Source organism: Nocardia speluncae NBRC 108251 (assembly GCF_001613245.1).
Taxonomy (GTDB): domain Bacteria; phylum Actinomycetota; class Actinomycetes; order Mycobacteriales; family Mycobacteriaceae; genus Nocardia; species Nocardia speluncae.
This window is the reverse complement of record NZ_BDBZ01000002.1, coordinates 645897-668925: the sequence shown is the minus strand read 5'-3', so window position 1 is coordinate 668925 and position 23029 is coordinate 645897. Positions and strand designations below refer to the sequence as shown.

The window sequence follows — 23029 nt, the reverse complement described above, 5'->3', positions numbered from 1 at the left end:
TAGGCTGGATATCTGTGCAGACCCACGAGATCAGACGGCGATTCCTGGACCATTTCGTTCGTGCCGGGCATACGGAGGTGCCCAGTGCATCGCTGATTCTCGACGACCCGAACCTGCTGTTCGTGAACGCGGGCATGGTGCAGTTCAAACCGTATTTCCTCGGTCAGCAGACGCCGCCGTATTCGCGTGCGACCAGTGTGCAGAAATGCGTGCGCACCGGTGACATCGAGGAAGTGGGCGTCACCACACGGCACAACACCTTCTTCCAGATGGCCGGTAATTTCTCCTTCGGCGATTACTTCAAGGAAGACGCGATCCGCTTCGCCTGGGAACTGATCACCAAATCGCAGGAAGACGGCGGCTACGGGTTCGATCCCGGGCGTATCTGGGTCACCGCCTACGAGGCCGATCCGGAGGCCGCCGAGTTGTGGCGCAAGGTGGCCGGCATCCCCGATGAGCGGATCCAATTCCGCGACGGCAAGGACAATTACTGGGATATGGGCGTGCCCGGTCCCGGCGGGCCCTGCTCCGAGATCTACTACGACCGCGGTCCCGAATACGGGCGCGACGGCGGACCGGTTGCCGACGAGGACCGCTACCTGGAGATCTGGAATCTCGTCTTCATGCAGGACATCCGCGGTGAACTGAGCCCCAAGCTCGGGCATCCGCCGGTGGGCGTGCTGCCCAAGAAGAACATCGACACCGGAATGGGTATCGAGCGCATCGCGCTGCTGCTCCAAGGCGTCGACAACGTGTACGAAACCGATCTGCTGCGCCCCATCATCGTCAAGGCCGAAGAACTCACCGGCCGGTCCTACGGTGTCGAACACGTCGACGATGTGCGCTTCCGGGTGATCGCCGACCATGCGCGCACCTCCGCCATGCTGATCGCCGACGGCGTCAACCCGGGCAACGACGGCCGCGGTTACGTGCTGCGGCGGCTGCTGCGCCGGATCGTGCGTTCGGCCAGGCTGCTGGGCGCCGAGCAACCGGTGATGAGCCAGTTCGTGCGGGTCGTGAGCGAGCAGATGGCGCCGTCGTACCCCGAACTGGCCACGGATTTCGCGCGGATCGAAACGGTCGCGGTCGGGGAGGAGACGGCCTTCCGTAAGACGCTGGCCACCGGGTCGCGACTGTTCGACGAAACCGTCGAGGAAGTCATGGCGGCCACCCCGGCCGGCAAGACCGGCAGAATCTCCGGAGCCGACGCCTTCACCCTGCACGACACCTACGGTTTCCCGATCGACCTCACACTCGAGATGGCGTCCGAAGCCGGGTTGTCCGTCGACGAGGCGGGGTTCCGGTCGCTGATGGCCGAACAGCGGCAGCGAGCCAAGGAAGATGCGCACGCCCGTAAGCACGCCCACGCCGACCTGTCGGTCTACAAGGAACTGGTCGACCGGGGTGATACCGAATTCACCGGTTTCGACGAGCTGACCTCCGAGGCGCAGGTGCTCGCGCTCATCGGCGACGGCGTCCGGGTCCCGACCGCGGTCGCCGGCACCGATATCGAGGTGATCCTGGACCGCAGCCCTCTCTACGCTGAATCGGGCGGTCAGATCGCCGATCGCGGCACGATCACCGCGGCCGGCACCAAACTCACGGTCAACGATGTGCAGAAGATCGCGAAAAAGCTCTGGGTGCACCGGTGCACAGTGGATCAGGGGCAGATCACCGAAGGTGATGTGGTGCTCGCCCAGGTGGATCCCGCCTGGCGGCGCGGCGCCACTCAGGGGCATTCCGGCACCCATATGGTGCATGCCGCGCTACGGCAGATCCTCGGCCCCAACGCGGTACAGGCCGGTTCGATGAACAAACCCGGGTATCTGCGATTCGATTTCAATTGGCAGGGGCAACTCTCCGAACGGCAGAAGGCCGATATCGAAGCGGTGTCCAACGACGGTGTCGGCGCCGACTACCCGGTGAACACCTTCGTCACCGATCTGCCCAAGGCTCGCGAAATGGGGGCGCTGGCCCTATTCGGAGAGAACTACGGTGACCGCGTGCGAGTAGTGGAGATGGGTGGACCGTTCTCCATGGAGCTGTGCGGTGGCACCCACGTGGGGCATTCCTCGCAGATCGGCCCGATCACCCTGCTCGGCGAATCGTCGGTCGGTTCGGGTGTGCGTCGTGTGGAAGCGTTCGTCGGACTGGACTCCTACCGGCATCTGGCGAAGGAGCGGGCCCTGCTGGCCGGCGTCGCATCCATGCTGAAGGTGCCCTCCGGCGAAGTTCCGGGACGGGTGGAGCAGCTCGTGGACCGGCTCAAGGCCGCCGAGAAGGAACTCGAACGGACCAAGGTCGCCGCGGTGCTTTCCTCGGCCGGCTCGTATGCCGATGCGGCGCATCGGATCGGTGAAGTCCTGCTCGTGGCCGCGGCCGCGCCGGAAGGTGTGGCGGCCGGTGATCTGCGCACCCTGGCCACCGATATCCGCGGCCGGTTGGGCTCCACGCCCGCCATCGTGGTGTTGCTCGGAAATAACGAGGATAAAGTGCCGTTCGTCGTGACCGTGAACAAGGCGGCCCAGGAACTGGGTTTCGCCGCCGGTGCGCTGGTCGGTGTCTTCGGTCCGAGTATCTCCGGCCGCGGTGGAGGTAAGCCGGAAATGGCTCAGGGTGCGGGTTCGGACCCGTCGGGTATCGAGGCGGGCCTGGCGGCGGTCCGGAACCATATCGGCGCACACGCCGGCTGATGGCGGCTGGTTCCGGTGCGGACACCCCGGTCGACCGGCCGCACCCTGATTCCGACCCCGGCCGCGGCCGGCGGCTGGCCATCGACGTGGGCAGTGTCCGGATCGGGGTCGCGGCCAGTGACCCCGACGGTGTTCTGGCCACCCCGGTGGAGACCGTGCCACGGGCGGGCTCACCGGGCCGTCGGTCCGGACGCACATCCGGAGGTCCTGCCACCCGCGATGCGACGGGAAAGCCCGCCCCCGGCGCGGATATCGCGCGGATCGCCGCGATCGCGGCAGAATACGAGGCGGTGGAGATCATCGTCGGGCTGCCGCGCACGCTGCGCGGCGAAAGCGGGACCGCGGCACGGCTGGCCGTCGAGTTCGCCGGAAGGTTGCGCGACTCGCTGCCCGAAGTGCCGATCCGCCTTTCTGACGAACGTTTGACTACGGTGTCTGCTGCACGCGCTCTGCGGGACAGCGGTGTCCGAGCACGTGGACAGCGGCAGGTGATCGACCAGGCGGCTGCTGTTTCGATCCTGCAGAGCTGGTTGGACGAACGGAGTTCGATGATGAGGTCGGCCGAGGACGCGGAACGGACCGCGTTGTTCGGAGACGATGAATGACGGATCGGTGGGCGCAGGCGGAGGCGCGATTCCGGCAGCGTGAGGCGGAGCGGCGATACCGCCGCGACGACAAGGCCTGGGAGCGGTCCCGCCGGTCGGCCGCCACGCCGGTAGCCGACGATCCCGAGTGGGACGATGAACCGGATGCCGGCTGGGACCCCTACGAGGACGACGACACCGCGGTCATTCCCCGCTACGTCGACGAGGACGAATACATCGACGACGAGGACGATTACGACGACGCGGAGCCCGAACCGCGTCCCCGGTCCCGGGCGCGCACCCGCGCCCGCCCGGCACCTCGCCGTGGTGGCCGGGCGGCGGCCCGCCGGGCCCGGGAACAACAGGGCGGTCGACGCCGCAAGCTGCTCTGGGCCGCCGGCGCGGTGGTCCTCGTTCTGATCCTCGGTGCCGGTGTGTACAAACTTGTCAACCGCTACACCCCGGCGGAGGATTTCGCCGGTCCGGGTGGCGCACCGGTGATCGTCCACGTCGCGGCCGGTGATACCGCCACCGAGATAGCCACCACCATGGAAGAAGCCGGTGTGGTCGCCAGTTCGGCTGCCTTCTACGAGGCGGCAGTACAGAACGAGGGTATGAGTTCGATTCAGCCCGGCTACTACGCCATTCCCGAGCAGAGTCCGGGGCGCGACGCCGTTGCGGCGCTTGTTTCCCCGGAAGCCCGGGTGGGTAATCTGGTGATTTCCGAGGGGCGGCAGTTACACGATCAGCTCGATGTGAACACCGGCGCCCGCAAGGAAGGCATCTACACCAAGATCGCCGCCGCCAGTTGTCTCGGCGCCGACGCCGAACGCCGGTGCGTTACCTACGAGCAACTCGAAGAGGCCGGCGCCGGTAGCGATCTGGCCGTGCTCGGGGTGCCGGAATGGGCGATGGACGCGGTCCGGCAGGTACCGGACCGGCGGCGTCAGCTCGAGGGGTTGATCGCCGCGGGTAGCTGGGATTTCGATCCCAACAGCTCAGCTCAGGAGATCCTACGAAAACTGGTCAGCGAAAGCGCCGCGAGCTACGAGGCCACCGGGGTGCTCGAATCCGGGGTCGCCAACGGGTTGAGCCCTTACGAAACGCTCATCGGGGCCTCACTGGTGGAACGCGAAGCGCTGCCCCAGGATATGAGCAAAGTGGCCCGAGTGATCGTCAACCGGCTCGAGATCGGGCAGCCGTTGCAGTTCGATTCCACAGTCAACTATGCGCTCGACAAGACCGAGGTCGCCACGACCGACGCCGATCGCGCGCAGACCACACCGTGGAACACCTATGCCATGGCCGGGTTGCCCGCCACCCCCATCGCCGCCCCCTCGATCGGGGCGCTGGAGGCGATGGAGAAACCCGAGCCGGGTGACTGGCTGTACTTCGTCACGGTGGACAAAGAAGGCACCACACTGTTCACCGAGAGCTACGGCGAGCACTTGCAGAACATCGAATTGGCGCTGGAAAGCGGGATTCTCGACAGTGGGCGCTGAATCGGGTGCCGGTGTGCGGCGGGCGGCCGTGCTCGGCAGCCCCATTACCCATTCCCGCTCTCCACAGCTGCATCTGGCCGCCTATCGGGCACTAGGCCTCGACTGGTCCTACGACCGGATCGAATGCACCGCCGCCGAGCTGCCGCGGCTGGTGGACGGACTCGGCCCCGAATGGGTCGGTCTTTCGGTGACCATGCCGGGCAAGGAAGCCGCGCTGGCGTACGCGAACGAACGCACCGAACGCGCGGTGCTCGTCGGCTCGGCCAACACCCTGGTCCGGACCGAGTCCGGCTGGCGGGCGGACTGTACCGACGTGGACGGTGTGCTGGGTGCGCTGCGGGGCGGTGGTGTGACCGGGTTGTCCGAAGCGGTCGTACTCGGCGCCGGCGGGACCGCTCGACCGGCGCTGCTGGCGCTCACCGGACTCGGCGCCGGACGGATGACCATCGTGGCGCGCGATGCGGGCCGGGCAGCGGGTGCGCGCGAACTCGCCGCGCAACTCGGGGCGGATACAGAGGTGATCGGCTTCGATGCACCCGAGCTGGCCCGGCGCTGCGCCGCGGCCGGGGCGGTGGTCAGCACTGTCCCGTATCAGGCGGCTGCCGCGATCTCCGGGTCGGTGGCGGCGGCTCCCGTGGTACTCGATGCCCTGTACGACCCGTGGCCGACACCTCTCGCGGAAGCTGTGGCGGCGGCCGGTCATACCGTGATCGGCGGTCTGCAGATGTTGCTCGAACAGGCCTACGGGCAGGTCGAGCAGTTCACCGGGAAACCCGCTCCGCGGGCGGAGATGGCGGCGGCAGTGTCCGACCTGGGCTGATCGCCGGTGAGTCGCCGTTCGTCACCGAAATTCTGTAACCGGTTCTAGCTTTGCGGTAAAGCGGGTTATGGTGATCGGCATGACTGCGTGGTTGTTGCGGGCACTGGCGCTCGGTGGGCTGGCCGTCGTGCTGCGGGTACTCCTCGGATTCGGGATAGGGTTCGTCCCGACCTTCGGAGTGTGGCTGCGGCTGCTCTGCCTGGTGGTGTTGATCGGTGCCGCGGTCGCGTGGGGCCTGATGGACGGCCGGGCGGATCGGCGAGCCAACCCCAATCCGGAACGCGGCGCGGACCTGACGATTCTGTGGTTGCAGGCCGCCGTGGTCGGCGGTATCGGCTGCGGCCTAGTGTCCTGGCTGCTGGATTTTGTTCCACGGGTCGACCTCGGCGATGCCGGCCTGCTTTTCGAGGCGACCGCCGCCTCTGCGTTCATCCTCTTGCTGATCTTCGTCCCGGGGCTCGTCGGCGTGGCCGTAGGCCGGCGGATGGCGCGCCGGGAACAGGGCCGGACGACCGATACCGCAGGATTGCGGCCGGCCGGCTCAGCCGCCTGAGATCGACCGGCCACCGGGCACTATGAGCCCGGTCTCGTAGGCGATCGCCACCAGCTCGGCGCGGCCGCGCGCCTCCAGCTTGTCCAGTAGCCGGCCGATATGGGTCCGAGCCGTGGCCGGGCTCATATGCAGGACGGCGCCGATCTCGGTATTGGATCGGCCCGTCCCCACCGCGAGCAGGACCTCACGCTCGCGTGGGGTCAGACGCTCCAGCAGCGCTACCGCCCGCAGACTCGGCCCTGCGGCCTGCGCCGCAGCCCGCATCACCCGGCGGGTGACGGCCGGCGAAAGCAGTGCCTCCCCGGTGGCGACCGTCCGCACGGCCGCCCGCAACTCATCGGGATCGATATCCTTCAACAGGAATCCTGCCGCGCCGGCTCGCATCGCTTCGAGGATGTTGTCGTCCGTATCGAAAGTCGTGAGGACAATAACCTGGACGTGGCGCAATGCCGGGTCGGCGACGATCCGCCGGGTCGCGTCGAGACCGTCACCGCCGGGCATCCGGATATCCATGAGTACTACCTCCGGCCGGGTACGGGTGACAAGGGCGACCCCCTCCGCGCCCGTACCTGCCAGCCCCGCCACCTCGATATCTGCGGTGCGCGCCAACAGCGCGCGCAGGCCTTCTCTGATCAGATGCTGATCGTCGACCACCGCGACCCGGATCATGCCGAATCCCGCAGGGGAAGCTGTGCTTCGACCACGAATCCACCTCCACGTGCCGGTTCCGCGCGCAGAGTGCCGCCCAGCAGGGCGATCCGTTCGCGCATTCCGATAATGCCCCAGCCCGCACCGGGGTCGCCGGTACTGCCCCGTCCGTCGTCGCCCACCCGCACCAGGATGCCGTGGCGGTCCCGTTCCAATTCGACGCCGGCGCGCCCGGCCGCGGCATGCCGGAGCACATTGCTGAGAGATTCCTGGACCAGCCGGAAAACCGCGTCACCGACAACCGCTGGTAACTGATCGGCCGATTCCGCGCCGTGAAGCTCCACGGCGAGCCCGGTAGACCGGGTGGCAGCGACGAGTTCGGTCAGGCGCGCAGATACGGAAGACAGCGGGCGATCCGGGTCATTACCCGGTTCGCGCAGGGCGTCCAACGTCGCGCGCAGTTCCCGGCCCGCCGACCGGCATGCGGCGCGGGCGGCAGCCAACGAGGTTTCGGCCGTGGCGGGATCGTCACGAAGCGATTCCCGGGCGACGTCGGTATGCAGGCTGATCACCGATACCGTGTGCGCGAGCAGATCGTGCAGGTCACGGGCGATTCGTACCCGCTCCTGCGCGATCCGCCGCTGCGCTTGCTGCTCGCGTTCGGCGTCGGCGGCCGCAGTCTGCTTGGCGAGCTCGGCACGCCATCCACGTCGTGACCGCACACTGTCGCCGAGCGCGACGACCGCCGCCATCAAGGCGGCCGAGGCCGGCAGCTCGAGACCGAGGACGAAACCGGGATCGTCACCGTGGGCGAGGCGAACCGTGGTCGAGACCGCCAGCAGCGCCGTCGCGGTGCCTGCCGCCCAGTACAACCGCCCGCACTCGGCGGCGGAGAACAACGCGGCGGCGAGTGGCAGAGCCAGCCCGATCGGCGGATACCCGAGCATGTAGTAACCCACCAGCGCGACCGCAGAGATCACCAGGACTGCCACCGGCCGACGGCGCCGCGCAAGGATCAGCGCGCTGAACAGCGCCCCGAACAGATACGCAGGCAACGGCACGACCCCGGGGCCGCCGACATCGGCGGTGATCGCCGCACCCACTGCGACGAGCACGGCCGCGGCCAAAACGATATCGACCAGCCGCGCGGAGATATCGTCGCCGGCGGCCGACGAGAGAGACGGCAACGCTGTCCGACGGGCGTTCTGCATCCCGCCGGTTTGCCGCACGGCTAGCTCCGGGCAGCTGCGGTCGCTCACCATCCATCTCTCCTACCATCCTCGAACGCGTCACCCCACAGAATCCGCCGGCCTCGGTATCTGCGCGCCGGTATCGCCAACCACCGGCCGTCCGCCGTGTGGGCGGCCGGTGCAGCGGGAGTGCGGTGGACCGGAACAGTTGACGATTCCGGAATGCGGGCCGGTCGACAGGTATCGATTCTCGGTGGCCGTGGTGTACGCGCTCGCCGATGCCCCCGGCACCCTGGCTGGGTACGCGGCCGGGAAATCTTCGCGGCCACCCGCGCCTGGCCGCCGGAATCGTCCACGGACCGGCACGGAGTGCGGGCCCAGGGCACGTGACCGGTCGACGCAATACATTGCCCGGCTCACGGTTCGGTGCGGTCGGGGACACCGGAAAGCCGGGCGAGCACCCACGCCACGACACCGGCCACCGCTCCGAGGAGTACACCGGTGAGAAGTCCGCTGCCCACGGATGCCAGCCGCAGGATGAGATCCTGCACGGCGGGCGAGAAGCGCCCGGCGAGGTTTCCGCCGAGTTCCGGTGGTTCGTCGAAGGCCGTCGTCCACAGCAGCTGATGCGTAATCACCAGCAAGACCCCGTAGACGGCACCGACCAGTAACAGGGCCGGCAACGGTGCGATGCGCCGCCACAGCACCCAGCCGATCCACCCGGCAAGCGGAACGAAGACCAGGACGGCGTTCGTCACCGGCCCCGCGAGACCGAGGTCGTGCGCCACGATCCGCGGCACGCCCAAGGCGGCGAGAGCGATGACAGTCCACGGGCGCATAGCTATGTCGGGCCACCGAATCATGCCGCCACCTCCCGCCGCACCTGTTGCCGGTAGGCGCGCAGGAAACCGGTCACCGCCAGGAGCGCGGTGACGGCGCTGACAGCCAGCCGGACCCAGTGCGCGGTTTCGAACTCGGTGGCGGTCCGGCGTAGGAACTCCACGCTGTGGACGGCGGTGCCTTCGTCGAACATGATCTCGTTGCGTGGCCAGAAATACAGGACGGAGAACAAGAACTCGCCGCCCAGCAGGGTGAGCAGGCCGGCGACCAGCCATCGCCGCGCCGCGGTGATCCGCCAAGCCGTGGCGACGGCGACCAGCCCCGCGAGAACAGTGAATGCACCGAGCGGCGGCAGAACATCTCCGGGGCCGACCACGTCGAAGAATTCGCTTGCCTCGGCGAGCGAGTCGGGCACGTCGTGGAAGACATTCGGGTAGACGATCGACGTCTCCACTGCGATACCGCCGAAGGCGAGCACGGCCAGACCCGCGAACAAGGCGGGACCGGCCGTCGAATAGGGAAAATGTGGCATATCGGCGACGGTAGGTCCGACCACAGCGACCGGGCATCGGCATGCGCGCTTGAACCGGATACGTATTTCGGCGTACGGCTCGTATACCCCCGCCACCGCGGGCCGCACAAAAACCACCGCAGCAGGTACTCACAGGGGCGCGGGCCGGTTTGCCACGGCGCTCGCCGCCGACGGGTGCGTCGATGTGCAGTTCCCGAGCCCATTTCGGCCGCGGCGGGATTCGGACGGGCGCGGTATTCCGGCCGCGTGCCGCGCTGTCTCAGAGCAGGATTGCGCTGCCACCACTGGAGGCGGCCCCGGCCACCGCTGAATATGCCGCGGCCAGCAGCGCGGGGTCCGGGCCCTCAAGCCGGCCCGGTTTTGCCAGTCCATCCAGCACGACGAACCGAAGGACGCCCGAGCGGGTCTTCTTATCGGTCTGCATACTCTCCAAGAGTTGTGGCAGGGCATCGGGATCGTAGGTGGTGGGCAGGCCCACGCTTTCCAAGATGCTGCGATGCCGGTCGGCGGTGGCATCGTCGAGGCGCCCGGCCAACCGGCCCAGTTCGGCGGCGAAGACCAGGCCCACCGCGACCGCCGCACCGTGGCGCCAGCGGTAGCGCTCCCGGCGCTCGATGGCATGGCCGAGAGTGTGTCCGTAGTTGAGGATTTCCCGCAGCGCCGATTCCTTGAGGTCGGCGGCCACGACATCCGCCTTGACCGCGACGGCGCGCCTGATCAGTTCCGGCAGCACCTCGCCGGCCGGGTCGAGCGCGGCCTGAGGATCGCGTTCGATCAGGTCCAGGATCACCGGATCGGCGATGAAACCGGCCTTGATGATCTCGGCCATCCCGGCAATGATCTCGTTGCGCGGCACCGTTTCCAGGGTCGCCAGGTCGACCATGACAGCCGACGGTTCGTGGAAGCAGCCCACCAGATTCTTCCCGGCCTCGGTATTGATACCGGTCTTACCGCCGACCGCCGCGTCCACCATCGCCAGCAGGGTGGTGGGTACATGCACGATCTTCACCCCGCGCATCCAGGTCGCCGCGACGAAACCGGCGAGATCGGTGGCCGCGCCGCCACCGAGGCCGATCACCACATCGGTGCGGGTCAGGCCGATCCGGCCCAGCACCTCCCAGCAGAACCCGGCGACGGCGAGTTCTTTGCCCGCCTCTGCGTCGGGGATCTCGATCCGATGCGCATCGAGCCCGGCCTCGGCCAGCGTCGCGCGCACCACCTCGGCGGTTTCGACCAGGGACGGCTGATGAAAGAGGGCGACAGTGCGCACACCACCGAAGCCGGTCACGGCGTCGACGAGATCACCGAGCAAACCGCGGCCGATGATCACCGGATAGGGCTGGGCGGTGCGGACCTCGATACGCGTCGGTTCTGTCACCTGGACTGCTCCGTTCCTGTCTTTTTCTGCTCGGCTTGGGTCTGCTCGGCCTGTTCATGTTGTTGCCTGCGGGCTCGCGCGCGCCTGGCCCGCGCCCGCCGGGAGCGGCCGGGTGTGCGCAGACCGGTATCCGTGGATTCGGTCCGGTGCGCCGGTGCGCCGGTCGTGTCCGAGCCTTTTCCTTCGGCCGGCTTCGCCCGCCCCGCGTCGTTCGCTCCGGCATCCTCCGCAGGGATGCCCGCGGGAGACGCCCCGGCGGGTTTCTGCTGTGCGGCGGCCGCCCGCCGGGCTCGTGCCCGGGCCCGGCGCCGCGCCCGCGACCGGCTCGTACGCTGCGGGGCCGCGTCGGCGGGGAGCCCGGCTTCCATTGTTTCCGGGTGAACCGGCTCGAGGCCGAGTTTCCCCATGATCGCGCGGACGACCCGGCCCGGGCTGCGCCCGTCGGTGCGTACCCGCACCGATGCGACCTCGCGGTAGAGCGGTCGCCGGGAGCGCATGAGCTCCCGGTATTTCGTCCCCGGATCGGTACCGCCGAGTAGGGGCCGGGTGTTCGTGGCACCGGTGCGCCGCAGGCCCTCGGCGATGCTGATCTCCAGGTATACCACCGTGCATTCACGCAGCAGGGCTCGGGTTTTCTCGGACAGCACCGCGCCGCCGCCGAGCGAGACGACACCCTGTTCGGTGCGCAGTGCCCGGCCTACCACCTCTTCTTCGAGGCGCCGGAATCCGGGTTCGCCGTCGGCGGCGAAGATCTCGGCGATGCTGCGCCGGGCGGTCTCTTCGATACCGGCATCGGTGTCGTAGAGCTCGACGTCCAATTCGCGGGCCAGTTTGCGGCCGATCGTCGTTTTGCCCGCGCCCGGCGGTCCGATCAGCACCACCCGCGGGCCGTGCGGATCGGTGTGTGCGGACATTACGCCGGGTCGGCGACGTGTTCGCCCGGGTTCAGATGCGGGCGAGCGCTGATCCGCTTCACGTAGCCGTCGAGGTTGCTCACCGTTTCGGCGATCGAATCGCCGCCGAACTTCTCCAGCACCGCCTGGGCCACCACCAGCGCGACCATGGATTCGGCCACGACCCCGGCCGCCGGAACCGCGCAGACGTCGGAGCGCTGGTGGATCGCCGACGCTTCCGCGCCGCTGGCCATATCGACGGTGGACAGCGCGCGCGGCACGGTGGAGATGGGTTTCATCGCCGCCCGGACCCGTAGCGCCTCGCCGTTGGTCATCCCGCCCTCGAGGCCGCCCGCTCGGTTGGTCGAGCGCAGCACACCGTCGGTACCCGGATGCATCTCGTCGTGGGCTTGGCTGCCCCGGCGGCGCGCCGTCTCGAACCCGTCGCCGACCTCGACGCCCTTGATGGCCTGAATTCCCATGAGCGCGGCCGCGAGCCGCGAATCCAGCCGGTTCTCCCCGCTGGTGAACGAACCCAAGCCGATCGGCAGCCCGTCGACTACCACCTCGACGACACCACCGAGGGTGTCGCCTTCCTTCTTCGCGGCATCGATCTCGGCGATCATGGCCGCCTCCGCCGCGGTATCGGAGGCCCGTACCGGGCTTTCGTCGATCGCGGCCATATCGGCCGCCGTGGGCACCACCCCGGTGGTGTTCGCCGCGGTGCCGATGGCGACCACATGCGAAATCACCTCGACCCCGAGTGCCTGGCGCAGGAATGCCCGTGCCACCGTCCCGGCCGCGACCCTGGCCGCGGTTTCCCGGGCGCTGGCCCGTTCCAGCACCGGGCGGGCGTCCTCGAAACCGTATTTCAGCATTCCCGAATAGTCGGCGTGGCCGGGGCGGGGGCGGGTGAGCGGGGCATTGCGGGCGAGATCGGCGAGTTCCGTCTCGTCCACCGGATCGGCCGACATCACCGTGGTCCATTTCGGCCATTCCGAATTGGCGATCTCGATGGCAACCGGCCCGCCCATGGTGCGTCCGTGCCGGACACCGCCGATCACGGTGACCTTGTCGGCCTCGAACTTCATCCGGGCGCCGCGACCGTAGCCGAGCCGGCGGCGCGCCAGCTGTGCGGAGATCTCCGTCGAGGTGACCTCGACTCCGGCGACCATTCCTTCCAGAAGGGCGACGAGGGCGGGTCCGTGGGATTCTCCAGCAGTTATCCAGCGCAGCACGCCGACTATCTTCCCATGTCGGCGCCGCGCCCGGGGCAGGCGGTCGGCGGTGCTGATGGGGCCTGTCGAAGGCGGCCGCATCGGATTGCCGGGTGATCACCACAGGGCCAGCCCCAGAAGCGTCGCGGCGCACATGGACGGCCCGTGCGGTACAGCGGTGATCGGGCCGCCGGGGGAGCGAGCACGTGCCGGAAATAGCGGGCGCCCGGATGTCCGGGCGTTCCGAAATATCGGTGTGGTGACGGGCTGCCCGAGCAGCAGGCCGATTGCGATCGCGGCAGTGAACAGCGGTGCCGCGAGGGCCGACCAGATCCACGTCTGCGCTCCACCGAGGGCGGCAGCGGCGCCGAGTCCCACCGCCAGTTTCACATCGCCGGCGCCCAGCGCCGCGGGCCGCAGTAGGTGCAGCACCAGATAAGGAATTGCCAGCAGCGCAGCGCCCCGGAGCGCGGCGCCCAATTGCCCGGCCGCTGCCGCGTACGCCAGCACGCCCAGTGCCCCCGTGAGGGTGAGCGGATTCGGCAGGCGCCGGCTTCGGATATCGAAGCCCGCGAGGAGCGCGCACCAGCCGGCCAGCAGGAAGAAGAGTGCCGTCACACTGTTCACGATTCCGCGGATCTCGGCCCGGCGGACGGCACCGTGGTGATCTGTGGATAATCGGAGCGTTCGTCGCGCACTGTGGATACCGTGCATTTCGGATTCTGTTCACCGAGCTCGCTGCGGCCGGGCCTGTGTCGCGCATGCGGGTCGGCGGTACTTTTGTCCCATGTCTGTTGATTCCGGCCGCGGCCCCCAGAAGCGGCCCGATTACGCCGCGCGGCGAGGGCTGCTGCGCAACCTGCTGGTCGAGAACGAAATCGACGGCCTGCTGGTCACCGATCTGGTGAACATCCGCTACCTCACCGGTTTCACCGGTTCCAACGCCGCGCTGCTGGTGCATTCGTGGGATGCGGCGGGTGCGGAGGATCGCACCGTGATCGCCACCGACGGTCGCTACGACACCCAGGTGGCCGAGCAGGTTCCCGACCTGCGGGCAGAGATTGCCCGCGCGGTTGTCCGGCGGGTAGTGGAGTCGGCGGGGGAATGGCAACTCGGCCGGCTCGGCTACGAAAGCCATATCGTCACTGTCGACCAGCATCGTGGCCTGATCGAGCTCGGTACCGGGCTCGATCTCGTCGCCTCCCCCGGGCTGGTCGAGCAGCTGCGCATGGTCAAGGACGAATACGAGGTGGAGCGGTTGCGTGCGGCCTGCACGGTCGGCGACGATGCGCTGGCGGCGCTGCTGGACACCGGGAAGCTCCGGCCGGGGCGCACCGAACGCCAGATCGCCCGGGATCTCGAATGGGCCATGTTCGAACGGGGGGCCGCCGGTATCGCCTTCGAGACCATTGTCGCCGCCGGATCGAATTCCGCGATTCCGCATCATCGGCCCACAGACGCCGTGCTGGCCACCGGTGATTTCGTGAAGATCGATTTCGGTGCCGTCGTGGGTGGCTACCACTCCGATATGACCCGGACCTTCGTGCTCGGCGAGCCCGCGGACTGGCAACGCGAGGTCTACGACCTGGTGTATGCCGCGCAGCGCGCCGGCCGGGAAGCGTTACGACCCGGAATCCCGTGCGCCGATGTGGATGCCGCCGCCCGGGAGGTGATCGCCGCCGCCGGGCACGGTTCGTTGTTCGTCCACGGTTTGGGGCACGGGGTGGGGCTTCGTATCCATGAAGCGCCCGGCATCGCGAAAACGGGCACGGGTACACTGCTGTCTGGCGTGGCGGTGACCGTCGAACCAGGTGTGTACTTTCCCGGACGCGGCGGTGTCCGGATCGAGGATACGCTCGTGGTGCGCGAAGGGGGCCCCGAACTGCTCACCAACACCAGCAAAGACCTGACCGTCGTCGGATGACGCCGGTCGCCCGAGAACCGAGGAGACCCGAACACAGTGGCGGACACCAGCGACTTCAAGAACGGCCTCGTACTGAAGATCGACGGTAATCTCCAGCAGATCGTCGAATTTCAGCACGTCAAGCCGGGGAAAGGTCCTGCATTCGTGCGGACCAAACTGAAGAACGTGCTGTCCGGCAAGATCGTCGACAAAACCTTCAACGCCGGCGTGAAGGTGGAAACCGCCACCGTGGACCGCCGGGATATGACCTACCTCTACCACGACGGTTCGGATTACGTCTTCATGGACGGTGAGACCTTCGATCAGCTCCCGATAGCCGAACAGACCATCGGCGAACAGGCTCGCTTCCTGCTGGAGAACATGACCGTGCAGGTCGCCATGCACGAGGGTGCGCCGCTGTACGTGGAGTTGCCGGTTACCGCGGAGTTCGAGGTCACCCACACTGATATCGGCCTGCAGGGGGACCGCTCCACCGGCGGTACCAAACCGGCCACCGTGGAGACCGGCGCCGAGGTTCAGGTACCGCTGTTCATCAACACCGGTGACAAACTCCGCATCGACACTCGCGACGGCAGCTACCTGGGCCGAGTCAACTCCTGACCGTGGCCGATCAGCCCGCGGACAAGAAGTCCGCCTACAAGAAACTCGGCGCCCGCCACAAGGCCCGGCGCCGCGCGGTGGACCTGCTGTTCGAGGCCGAGGCCCGCGATATCGATCCGTCCGATCTGGCCGACGAGCGGATCGAGCTCGCGGCCCGGGATCAGGCCGTGGCGCCGGTGCATGCGTACACCCGGACTCTGGTCGACGGTATCGCCGAGGACCTCGACCGGGTCGACGGAACGATCGAGTCGTATCTACAGGACTGGACACTGTCTCGCCTGCCCGCGGTGGACCGCGCGATTCTGCGTGTGGCCGTATGGGAACTTCTGTACGCCACCGACGTTCCGCCGATCGTGGCCGTGGACGAGGCGGTGGAGCTGGCCAAGGAGCTGTCCACCGACGATTCTCCCGGGTTCGTCAATGGGGTACTGGGGCAGGTGGTGCTGGTGGCGCCGCAGATCCGTGCTGCCGCTTCCGCGACCCGGGCGGCGGAACCGAAAGCGGACGACTGACGTGCGCAAGTATCTGGTTTTGGCGATCCGGACCTCCGCGTACGACCCGGCTGTCGGCGAACCGCACCGGCAGTTCCTGGGCGACCTGCGTACCCGGGACATGTTGCAGGAAAGCGGGCCGTTCACCGACAGCACCGGGGGCGCATACATCGTGCTCGCGGAATCGCGCGCGGCCGCCGAGGCGCTGGTGTTCACCGACCCACTGCACACCACCGGTGCCGCCGATCTGACCGTGTACGAATGGGAGATCACCGGCTGACCGGCCGCCGGCCCGTGGTGAGAGAACGATAGGCTATCTTTCGCAACGTCCCTGATATCGAGGAGCGCGGACGATGAGCGAACACACCGCTACTCTGCCGGCGGGCGGTTGTACCGTCGAGCGGGCCTGGGAGATCTTCGACAGCCTCCCTGCCGCTCCCGTGGACGAGGTGACCACCGGCCGTTGGTGCGGCGAAGAACTGCCTACCGGCCACCCGATGGACGGAACCCTGTCCGAATCGGGGTGGTACGGGAAACAGTTCGACGCACCCGATGGTGTGCATCCCTTGCTGTTCACCGACGAGCGCGGCACTGTGTTCGCGGTGGATCCGCGCCGGGTCCCGTTATCGCTGGCCGGCAAGATTCCGGCGCACTGGCTGCGGCCCGTGCGGAACAGATTGCGCGCCCTCGCTCCGTTGTTGCGAACCCGGAAGCCGACGGCGCGGCTCCGCGATATCGAGTACCGGGGTGTGGTGAGCGCTGCCATGGTGTACGACCATCTGCCCATCATCGACCATTTCCGGCGCGTCGATGATGAGACATTGCTCGGCGTGATGGATATGCGCGGGCTGTCCGAACCCTATTTCTTCGTCCTTCGGCGCTGACCGGGCCTGTTCGATCACGGAGACTGCTGCAGGCCGGGGCGTTGTCCCGGGACCGAGTTGATTACGTGATCAAGCGGTCGCGTCCGGCCGCAGGATGACTTTGCCCAGCGGACGCCGCGACTCCACCAGTTCGTGTCCGCGTCCGGCCGCTTCGAGCGGCAGTATGGTCTCGACCGGGGGAGCCAGTGCCGGTATCCGCGCGAGAATATCGGCCTCGGCGCGGGTGGCCCGCTGCTGCCATGCCGGCCCCGAGCAGGCAGTGAGGGTGAGCCCGGCCGGGATCAGGTCGGCAGCCGAGACCTGTGCCGGGGCGCCGGAGAGCCAGCCGTAACTGAGCATCCGGCCCGATCCCGGCGTCAGGGCGCCCAGAAGGTCCGCCGCAGGGGTGCCGCCGATGGAATCGAAGACGACATCGATGGTGCCCGGCGCGCTCGCTGTGAGCGTTTCGGTCCACCGTTCCCTCCGGTGGTCGATGACCTGGTCGGCGCCCAGTGTACGAGCGTGCTCGATCTTGGCGGAGCCGCCCGCGGTGGCGATGACCTGTGCCGCGCCGAATTCCCGGGCCAGCTGAACCAGATAGCTGCCCACCCCGGTGGCGCCGGCTTCTACGAGGACCGTCTCTGTTCCGGTCAGATTCGCCGTGTGCAGTAGGGCCAGTGCGATCGAGCCGCTCATCATCGTGGCCGCCGCGTCGTCTGCCGACACATCGTCCGGAATGAGCGTTGTGTTCCCGGCCGGCGCACAGACGAATTCGGCATAGGACCCCGCCCCGGTGGTCGCGGCGACGACGCGCCGGCCTACGAGGTCGCGGGGAACGCCGGCGCCGACTTCGACGATCTCCCCGGCGACCTGGTGGCCGAACACCACCGGCGGGGGAGCGGCCATGGGGAATGCTCCGGAGCGGAGCAGGGTCTCGGGAAAGAGAACCGGGATCGCCGCTGCGCGGATGAGTACCTCACCGGTATCCGGCTGTGGTGTCGGGGCCTCGCGCGGTACCAGGACCTCCGGCCCGCCGGTGCCTGTCATTACGATTGCCTGCATCGGAAACTCCATAACTTGACTGTTGGTCCATTTATTTCTGCAAAGATATGGACCGGCGGTCAACTTGTCAACGAAGGTGGTGCCATGCCCCCGGCGAAGGAACGCGCGGACGCTGCTCGCAACCGGCGTGCCATCCTCGATGCCACCGCCGCGCTGCTCGCCGAACACGGTGCCGAAGGGGTCACCATGGACCGGGTCGCGGCGGCGGCCGGAGTGGGCAAGGGTACGATCTTCCATCGCTTCGGTAACCGGGCCGGGCTTTTGCACGAGATGGTGGCCGAGAGCGCGTTCACGCTTCGAGAACGAGTTGCCGACGGTCCACCCCCGCTGGGCCCCGGAGCGCCGGCGGCCGACCGGCTGCGCGCATTCCTCGAAGCCATGGCCGGGCTGGTGATCGACAACCTGGAGCTCATGGCAATCTTGCGGTCCGAGCCCCCGCATCCGCGTACTGCGGAGCTGCACCGATTCTGGCATGAGCACCTCACGGCGCTGCTGGAAGAGGCTCGGCCGGACGTGGACGCCGAGGTCGTCGGCCGGCTACTGCTGGATTCGCTGGCCGGAGCGACCGTGCCCGAACTGGCCCGTTCCGGAAAAACCGACCGGCTGCTGGCGGCGGTCCGGGTGCTGGTGGATTCGGTGTTGCAGGCTTCCTGACGATCCGGACGACGGGGAAAACCTGTTGCCGCACCCCAGTGCTCGTGCTTTTCTGAGCGGCATACGCGAGGTGCTCTGGAGGTGGTATGACCACGCGGAACAGCCGGCCGCGCCGGGGCGCGGCCACCGGTGGCCAACTGAAACTGCATCGCCGTGTGATGGTGCTCGACGGGCGGGTGCACACCGTGATCACGCTGCGTTCCGGCACCGATTTCCGGTTCTCCACCAACCGTTTTCACGACACCTGGCATATCCTGTCGGACTGGCGTGGCGCCCGGGTGCTGGCCCGGTTGTTATGGGGGCTGTCGTATCAACGGAGACCCGGCACGCTCCTGGTGATCGATGGCCGGCACCTCGACCCCAACCCGTTCGACGGTGCCCCCGCCGCCCCGATCGTCCTGGTGCCCACCGACCGTACGGTGTTCACGCGTAAGTCCGCCGCGGCATTGAGTCGCCGGCTACCGCTACACGATCGGCCGGACGGTACGGTGCGCTGGCAGACCTTCGGGCTCGATCCCGCGATGGCCGAGGTGGCGGCATGGCGGGAGAGGATGTTCGCGGGTGCCGGCGAGTATTCGGCGCCGCCCCGCGGCCGATCCCGAATCGATCGGTACGGCCGCTTGCTCGTCTTCGCGGGTTCCGCCGAGTGGCTGCGCGATTGGGCCGTGGGCGTCGCGCGGCTGGGAGACGATACCTGCCTGGAGATGGACTACACGTATCTCGACGACGGCGTCGACGGAGAGGTGCAGATATTCCGGCAGTACCGCCGCATGGTCGGGTCGGCCCGGCAGGCCCGGACGGAGGTGTGTGGCGCTGCCGGGGCACCGCCGCGGACGGTGGATTCGCTCCAGTCCCGGATCTGGTCCCGGGCCGCGGCCATCCGCCGCCGTGGCCTTCCCGTACTGCCGAGGCGGGGATAGTGGGATCAACGTACGCCGCGCGGGCGGAACTGGATGCTGATCCGCGGTCCGGTCACCCGTCGTGATTTCGGGACGGCATGTTCCCAGGTGCGCTGGCAGGAGCCGCCCATGACGAAAAGGTCGCCGTGGCCGGGCTGGAACCGCAGGCTGGGACCGCCCGTTCGGGGTCGTAGCAGTAGCGGCCGCGGCGCCCCGACCGTCAGGATGGCGACCACGGTGTCCTGAACGGCGCCGCGGCCCAGCGTATCGCCGTGCCACGCCACACTGTCGCGGCCGTCGCGGTAGTAGCACAGTCCGGCGGTCCGGAACGGTTCGCCGAGTTCGGCCCGGTAGTGCTCGCTCAACGCATCGCGTGCCTCGTCGAGAACGGGGTCGGGCAGGGGTGCGGACTCGCCGTAGAAACACAACAGTCGCGGCACATCGACGACACGGTCGTACATGGCCCGTTGTTCCGCTCGCCACGGCACCGCGGTGGCGAGGCGGTCGAAGAGTTCGTCGGCGCCACGCAGCCAGCCGGGCCGCAGGTCCACCCATGCGCCGTCGGTCAGGTATGTCCGGCGGATATGTGTGAGCGGTTCGAGTCCGGTCGCGCCGAAGCCGTCGAGCAGCGATCCCTGGAATGGTGCCGGCATGGCTCCAGTGTATCCGATATGCGAACATATGTTCGAATTCGGTCGGCCGGTAGGTGGACGGGTATACGCAGCGTTATCGGCTTGACCGGTGCTCGGCAGCCGATGGTCACACTGCCTCCGGCCGTGTTTCGTCCTGGGTGGCGACCGGCGACACAACTGGATGGTCCGATCGGTCGACGCCCGTCGTCGCGCCCGGCCCATGGTCTACGCGTCCCAGTGGCGTCGCAGTTCTTCGCAGACGACGGTCAGTGCCTCGCTGTGGTGGCGGCGCGGGTGGGTGATCAGGTGGATTTCGCAGGAGGGCAGACCAGGGCCGTCCAGAACCGCCAGTTCGCCGGCCTGTATCTCGGATTCCACGCTGATCGCGGGCAGCGCCGCCCAGCCGAGACCGACGGCCACACAGCGTTTGATCGCCTCGATGCTCCCGAACCGGGATCGGCGGCCCGGTATCGCTCCGGTGGCGACGAGGTGGGCGGCGACATCGTCACTGTAACCACAGCCCTCTTCGATGAGCAGGGCATCGCGGACGGCCAGTTCGTCCCAGGTGGTGCGCGTGCCGGCCCGTGCACCGTGGTCGAGCAGGGTCAGTCGTTCGGTGCCGATCCGTTCCGAGGTGAGTTCGGTGATCGGACCCCTGGGTTCCATCGTGAGAGCCAGTTCGGCCGTCCCCTGACGCACCGCCGCAGTGGCGTCGTCCAGGCCGCCCGGAGTGAGCCAGACCTGCACATCGGGCTCCCTGGCCCGGATAGCCCGGATCACGGCGGGCAGGCGGTAGGTGCACAGGGACTCGGGCGCGCGGACGCGCACGGTACCGCTGGGCCGGGAACCGCTGCTGCGCGTCACGGCTCGGAGGCGGTCTTCGGCGCTGAGTACCTCGTCGGCGTGCACCATGAGGCGCGCCCCGAAATCGGTCGGCACGGCGCCGGCGGGGAAGCGATCGAGGAGCTGATGACCGAGTTGCCGTTCGAGCTTCTGGATATGACCGGTCACGGTGGATTGGGTGAAGCCGAGCTCGCGGGCCGCGTCGGTGAAGCTTCCCGAACGCACCACGGCCATGAAACTGCGCAGAAGCTGGGTTTCCACTAGCTATCACAATTCGTGATGACTCGGATGGAGATTCATTGTTGGACAGAATACCTCGTTGTAGCGAGGGTGGAGTGGTATCGCAGGTGCGACGACGATCTGTTCGGACGGTCGCTCGAGTGCAAGAGGGGAGGCCGATGTGATGGTGGCGGCATCGGAAAGCGGTGATCGGCCTTCTCGGCCTACCGTCCGGCAAGTGTTCCCCGGCACAGCGGGTGCTCCCGATGGCGGCACCCGCGCTTTCGTTGCGCTGCTGGTGGTGACCTTCCTGGCCTTCGTCAACTACGCGGCGCTGCTGTCGGTCGTACCACTGTGGTCGGCCGGGGGTGGTGCCGCTGGTGTGGCGGTCGGTTCGACTACGGGCGTCATGATGGCGGCGACTGTGGCCACGCAACTGGCAGTGCCCTGGCTATTCGAGATATTCACACTGCGGACGATGGTGATCGTGGGCGCGCTGTTGCTCGGAGGGCCGACGCCGCTGTACATCATTTCCGACAGTCTCGCGCCGATCATCGTGATCACGGTGGTCCGAGGGATCGGTTTTGCGCTGGTGGTGACGGCCGGCGCGACATTCGTCGCCGATCTTGCACCCACGGGAAAGCTGGCGTCGGCGGTCTCGCACTACGGTGTAGCCGCCGCGCTACCGAATCTCGGTGCGCTCGCCGGCGGGGTGTGGATCGCGAAGACCTGGGGATTTGCGGTGGTGTTCTGGGGAGCGGCCGGTGCGTGTGTTGCCGCAGCGGCTTGGGCCTCGCTGCTTCCCGGCCGGCACCGTGGAACATTCCGGTTTGCGGCAACCAACGATATTCGCGATATCGGGGTGCCGATCGCGCTGTTCCTGCTGACGGCCGGTTCGTTCGGTGCCGCGACAACGTTTCTGCCCGTCGCGGTCCCGGATACCGGCACTGTCTCGTGGGCGTTGTTCGCGGCCGCGGTCGGTCTGGTTGCGGCCCGCCTGGCGGCCGGCGCGTTCGCGGATCGTAGCGGCGCGGGCAGATTGCTGCCGGTCTCGGTGCTGTGCTGCGCCGCCGGATCAGGACTCGTCGCCGTCTCGCTGTCGACGATATCGGGGCTGCTGGTTGCGGGAGCGGCGCTACTGGGTGCGGGGTTCGGTGCGTGCCAGAACGATTCGTTCGTGCTCACGCTCGAGCGTCTCGGTAGCGGGCGCAGCGGCACCGCGAGCACGATCTGGAACATTGCCTACGACGGTGGTCTCGGACTCGGTGCCGTCGTGTTCGGCTGGTCCGTCGCGGCGGCGGGATACATGGAGGCATTCCTCGGTGTCGCGGCCGGTGTTGCTGTTCTCGCGCTACTGCTCACACGGTCGATGGGGCGGCGGGCGCCACGCTGAGCCGGAACAGTAGACAGTGGCCCGATTGCCGTAGGCGCGGAATCACTTTCTGCGCAGAATGTCCTGGGCGACAGCGACTGCTGCGCAAAAACATTCGTCGTCGGACAGCGGCAGATCGCCCATCATCGCCGTACTCCAGCTGATTGCCAGCAGCGCCTGCCGGGCATGGAAAACATCCAAGGGTGCGCGCTCGGGCTCGGTCATGAGATCGGCGATCACCCGGAACTGATAGCGCAGGCTGACACCGAAACCCAATTCCCGGAAAGCGGGCTGGTTTTCGTGCATGAACCGCACCATGTCGCGGCCGGTGCTGTGCAGCAGGGCTCCGTAGCGGTCGAGGATCTCCGTGGAGCGGGCGGGGCCGGGTGGGCTGGCCTCGGCCCATTCGATCAGCTCGTCGATACCGCGCCGGACATCGTCGGAGAGGCTGGCGACGATATCTTCCTTCGTCCGGAAGTGGTAGTACAGCGCCGCTTTGGTGACACCGAGGTGTTCGGCGATCTGGCGCAACGAGGTCTTCTCGTAGCCCTGTTCGGAGAACAGTTCCATCGCCACCGCGCGGATGCGGTCACGGGTATCGCTGCGCCGGCCGGCCAACG

At 67.8% G+C, this 23029-nt stretch carries 24 protein-coding genes and 1 pseudogene; 13 read left to right on the top strand and 12 right to left on the bottom strand.

Annotated features, from left to right (window positions below; translation table 11 throughout):
• Window positions 1-14: 14 nt before the first annotated feature.
• The 5 genes from alaS (at window position 15) to NS6_RS05845 (ending at window position 6152) form a co-directional block, all read left to right on the top strand.
• Complete coding sequence (gene alaS / locus NS6_RS05865) at window positions 15-2693, top strand: alanine--tRNA ligase (protein WP_068037305.1); 2679 nt, start codon at window positions 15-17, stop codon at window positions 2691-2693.
• Window positions 2693-3298, top strand: a complete 606-nt coding sequence (ruvX, locus tag NS6_RS05860; protein ID WP_068037301.1) for a Holliday junction resolvase RuvX — start codon at window positions 2693-2695, stop codon at window positions 3296-3298. Before alaS ends, ruvX begins: the two co-directional genes overlap by 1 nt.
• Window positions 3295-4779 carry an endolytic transglycosylase MltG gene (gene mltG / locus NS6_RS35660; protein ID WP_068037298.1) on the top strand — a complete coding sequence of 495 codons (1485 nt, stop codon included), beginning with the start codon at window positions 3295-3297 and terminating at the stop codon, window positions 4777-4779. The genes ruvX and mltG overlap by 4 nt, the downstream gene beginning before the upstream one ends.
• On the top strand, window positions 4769-5599 hold the full coding sequence (locus NS6_RS05850) for a shikimate dehydrogenase (RefSeq protein WP_068037296.1): 831 nt from the start codon (window positions 4769-4771) through the stop codon (window positions 5597-5599). The genes mltG and NS6_RS05850 overlap by 11 nt, the downstream gene beginning before the upstream one ends.
• 79 nt (window positions 5600-5678) lie before the next feature.
• Complete coding sequence (locus tag NS6_RS05845) at window positions 5679-6152, top strand: B-4DMT family transporter (protein ID WP_245669138.1); 474 nt, start codon at window positions 5679-5681, stop codon at window positions 6150-6152.
• On the opposite strand, the gene NS6_RS05840 is transcribed toward NS6_RS05845, so the two are convergent.
• The 8 genes and pseudogenes from NS6_RS05840 to NS6_RS05805 form a co-directional block, all read right to left on the bottom strand.
• Window positions 6141-6821, bottom strand: coding sequence for a response regulator transcription factor (locus NS6_RS05840; protein ID WP_068037293.1), 681 nt, complete (start codon window positions 6819-6821; stop codon window positions 6141-6143). The two genes, NS6_RS05845 and NS6_RS05840, sit on opposite strands and share 12 nt — an antisense overlap.
• Complete coding sequence (locus tag NS6_RS05835) at window positions 6818-8062, bottom strand: sensor histidine kinase (RefSeq protein ID WP_157112627.1); 1245 nt, start codon at window positions 8060-8062, stop codon at window positions 6818-6820. Before NS6_RS05835 ends, NS6_RS05840 begins: the two co-directional genes overlap by 4 nt.
• Window positions 8063-8406: 344 nt before the next feature.
• Window positions 8407-8853, bottom strand: coding sequence for a hypothetical protein (locus NS6_RS05830; RefSeq protein ID WP_210746613.1), 447 nt, complete (start codon window positions 8851-8853; stop codon window positions 8407-8409).
• Window positions 8850-9362, bottom strand: a complete 513-nt coding sequence (locus NS6_RS05825; RefSeq protein ID WP_068038106.1) for an anthrone oxygenase family protein — start codon at window positions 9360-9362, stop codon at window positions 8850-8852. The genes NS6_RS05830 and NS6_RS05825 overlap by 4 nt, the downstream gene beginning before the upstream one ends.
• Before the next feature lie 259 nt (window positions 9363-9621).
• Entirely contained in the window at window positions 9622-10740 is a 1119-nt protein-coding gene (aroB, locus tag NS6_RS05820; protein ID WP_068037287.1) for a 3-dehydroquinate synthase, read from the bottom strand.
• A gap of 395 nt (window positions 10741-11135) precedes the next feature.
• Window positions 11136-11654, bottom strand: a pseudogene (locus NS6_RS35655) (shikimate kinase); the annotation flags it as partial.
• Entirely contained in the window at window positions 11654-12871 is a 1218-nt protein-coding gene (gene aroC / locus NS6_RS05810; protein WP_068037280.1) for a chorismate synthase, read from the bottom strand. The gene aroC and the pseudogene NS6_RS35655, both read right to left, overlap by 1 nt.
• A gap of 96 nt (window positions 12872-12967) precedes the next feature.
• Window positions 12968-13468 (bottom strand): prepilin peptidase, encoded by a 501-nt coding sequence (locus tag NS6_RS05805; protein ID WP_068038102.1) that lies wholly within the window; start codon window positions 13466-13468, stop codon window positions 12968-12970.
• Between the two features lie 169 nt (window positions 13469-13637).
• On the opposite strand from NS6_RS05805, the gene NS6_RS05800 reads away from it, so the two are divergent.
• The 5 genes from NS6_RS05800 to NS6_RS05780 all read left to right on the top strand — a co-directional run bounded on the left by NS6_RS05800 (window position 13638) and on the right by NS6_RS05780 (window position 16749).
• Window positions 13638-14774 (top strand): M24 family metallopeptidase, encoded by a 1137-nt coding sequence (locus NS6_RS05800; protein WP_068037277.1) that lies wholly within the window; start codon window positions 13638-13640, stop codon window positions 14772-14774.
• A 36-nt stretch (window positions 14775-14810) separates the two neighbouring features.
• Window positions 14811-15374, top strand: a complete 564-nt coding sequence (gene efp, locus NS6_RS05795; protein WP_068037274.1) for an elongation factor P — start codon at window positions 14811-14813, stop codon at window positions 15372-15374.
• A gap of 2 nt (window positions 15375-15376) precedes the next feature.
• On the top strand, window positions 15377-15886 hold the full coding sequence (gene nusB, locus NS6_RS05790; protein ID WP_068037271.1) for a transcription antitermination factor NusB: 510 nt from the start codon (window positions 15377-15379) through the stop codon (window positions 15884-15886).
• A 1-nt stretch (window position 15887) separates the two neighbouring features.
• Window positions 15888-16145 (top strand): YciI family protein, encoded by a 258-nt coding sequence (locus tag NS6_RS05785; RefSeq protein WP_068037268.1) that lies wholly within the window; start codon window positions 15888-15890, stop codon window positions 16143-16145.
• Window positions 16146-16218: 73 nt separating this feature from the next.
• Window positions 16219-16749: a DUF4334 domain-containing protein gene (locus NS6_RS05780; RefSeq protein WP_068037265.1), complete on the top strand. Its 531-nt coding sequence runs from the start codon at window positions 16219-16221 to the stop codon at window positions 16747-16749.
• 69 nt (window positions 16750-16818) lie between these two features.
• Here NS6_RS05780 and NS6_RS05775 read toward each other — a convergent pair whose 3' ends face one another.
• A complete protein-coding gene (locus NS6_RS05775; RefSeq protein ID WP_068038099.1) occupies window positions 16819-17790 on the bottom strand; it encodes a quinone oxidoreductase family protein in 972 nt (323 codons plus the stop codon).
• 84 nt (window positions 17791-17874) lie between these two features.
• Between NS6_RS05775 and NS6_RS05770 the strand changes: the two genes are divergently transcribed.
• Together NS6_RS05770 and NS6_RS05765 are read left to right on the top strand one after the other, a co-directional pair.
• On the top strand, window positions 17875-18444 hold the full coding sequence (locus tag NS6_RS05770; protein WP_068037262.1) for a TetR/AcrR family transcriptional regulator: 570 nt from the start codon (window positions 17875-17877) through the stop codon (window positions 18442-18444).
• Between the two features lie 86 nt (window positions 18445-18530).
• A complete protein-coding gene (locus tag NS6_RS05765) occupies window positions 18531-19364 on the top strand; it encodes a hypothetical protein (RefSeq protein ID WP_068037258.1) in 834 nt (277 codons plus the stop codon).
• Window positions 19365-19369: 5 nt separating this feature from the next.
• Here NS6_RS05765 and NS6_RS05760 read toward each other — a convergent pair whose 3' ends face one another.
• Both NS6_RS05760 and NS6_RS05755 read right to left on the bottom strand, forming a co-directional pair.
• Entirely contained in the window at window positions 19370-19996 is a 627-nt protein-coding gene (locus NS6_RS05760) for an alpha-ketoglutarate-dependent dioxygenase AlkB (RefSeq protein WP_068037255.1), read from the bottom strand.
• Window positions 19997-20200: 204 nt separating this feature from the next.
• The gene (locus NS6_RS05755) at window positions 20201-21079 is read right to left on the bottom strand and encodes a LysR family transcriptional regulator (RefSeq protein WP_068037252.1); all 879 of its coding nucleotides are present in this window, start codon (window positions 21077-21079) and stop codon (window positions 20201-20203) included.
• Between the two features lie 196 nt (window positions 21080-21275).
• Between NS6_RS05755 and NS6_RS05750 the strand changes: the two genes are divergently transcribed.
• Window positions 21276-22430, top strand: coding sequence for an MFS transporter (locus NS6_RS05750; protein WP_084470638.1), 1155 nt, complete (start codon window positions 21276-21278; stop codon window positions 22428-22430).
• Between the two features lie 42 nt (window positions 22431-22472).
• On the opposite strand, the gene NS6_RS05745 is transcribed toward NS6_RS05750, so the two are convergent.
• Complete coding sequence (locus NS6_RS05745) at window positions 22473-23027, bottom strand: TetR/AcrR family transcriptional regulator (RefSeq protein ID WP_084470637.1); 555 nt, start codon at window positions 23025-23027, stop codon at window positions 22473-22475.
• Window positions 23028-23029 lie beyond the last annotated feature (2 nt).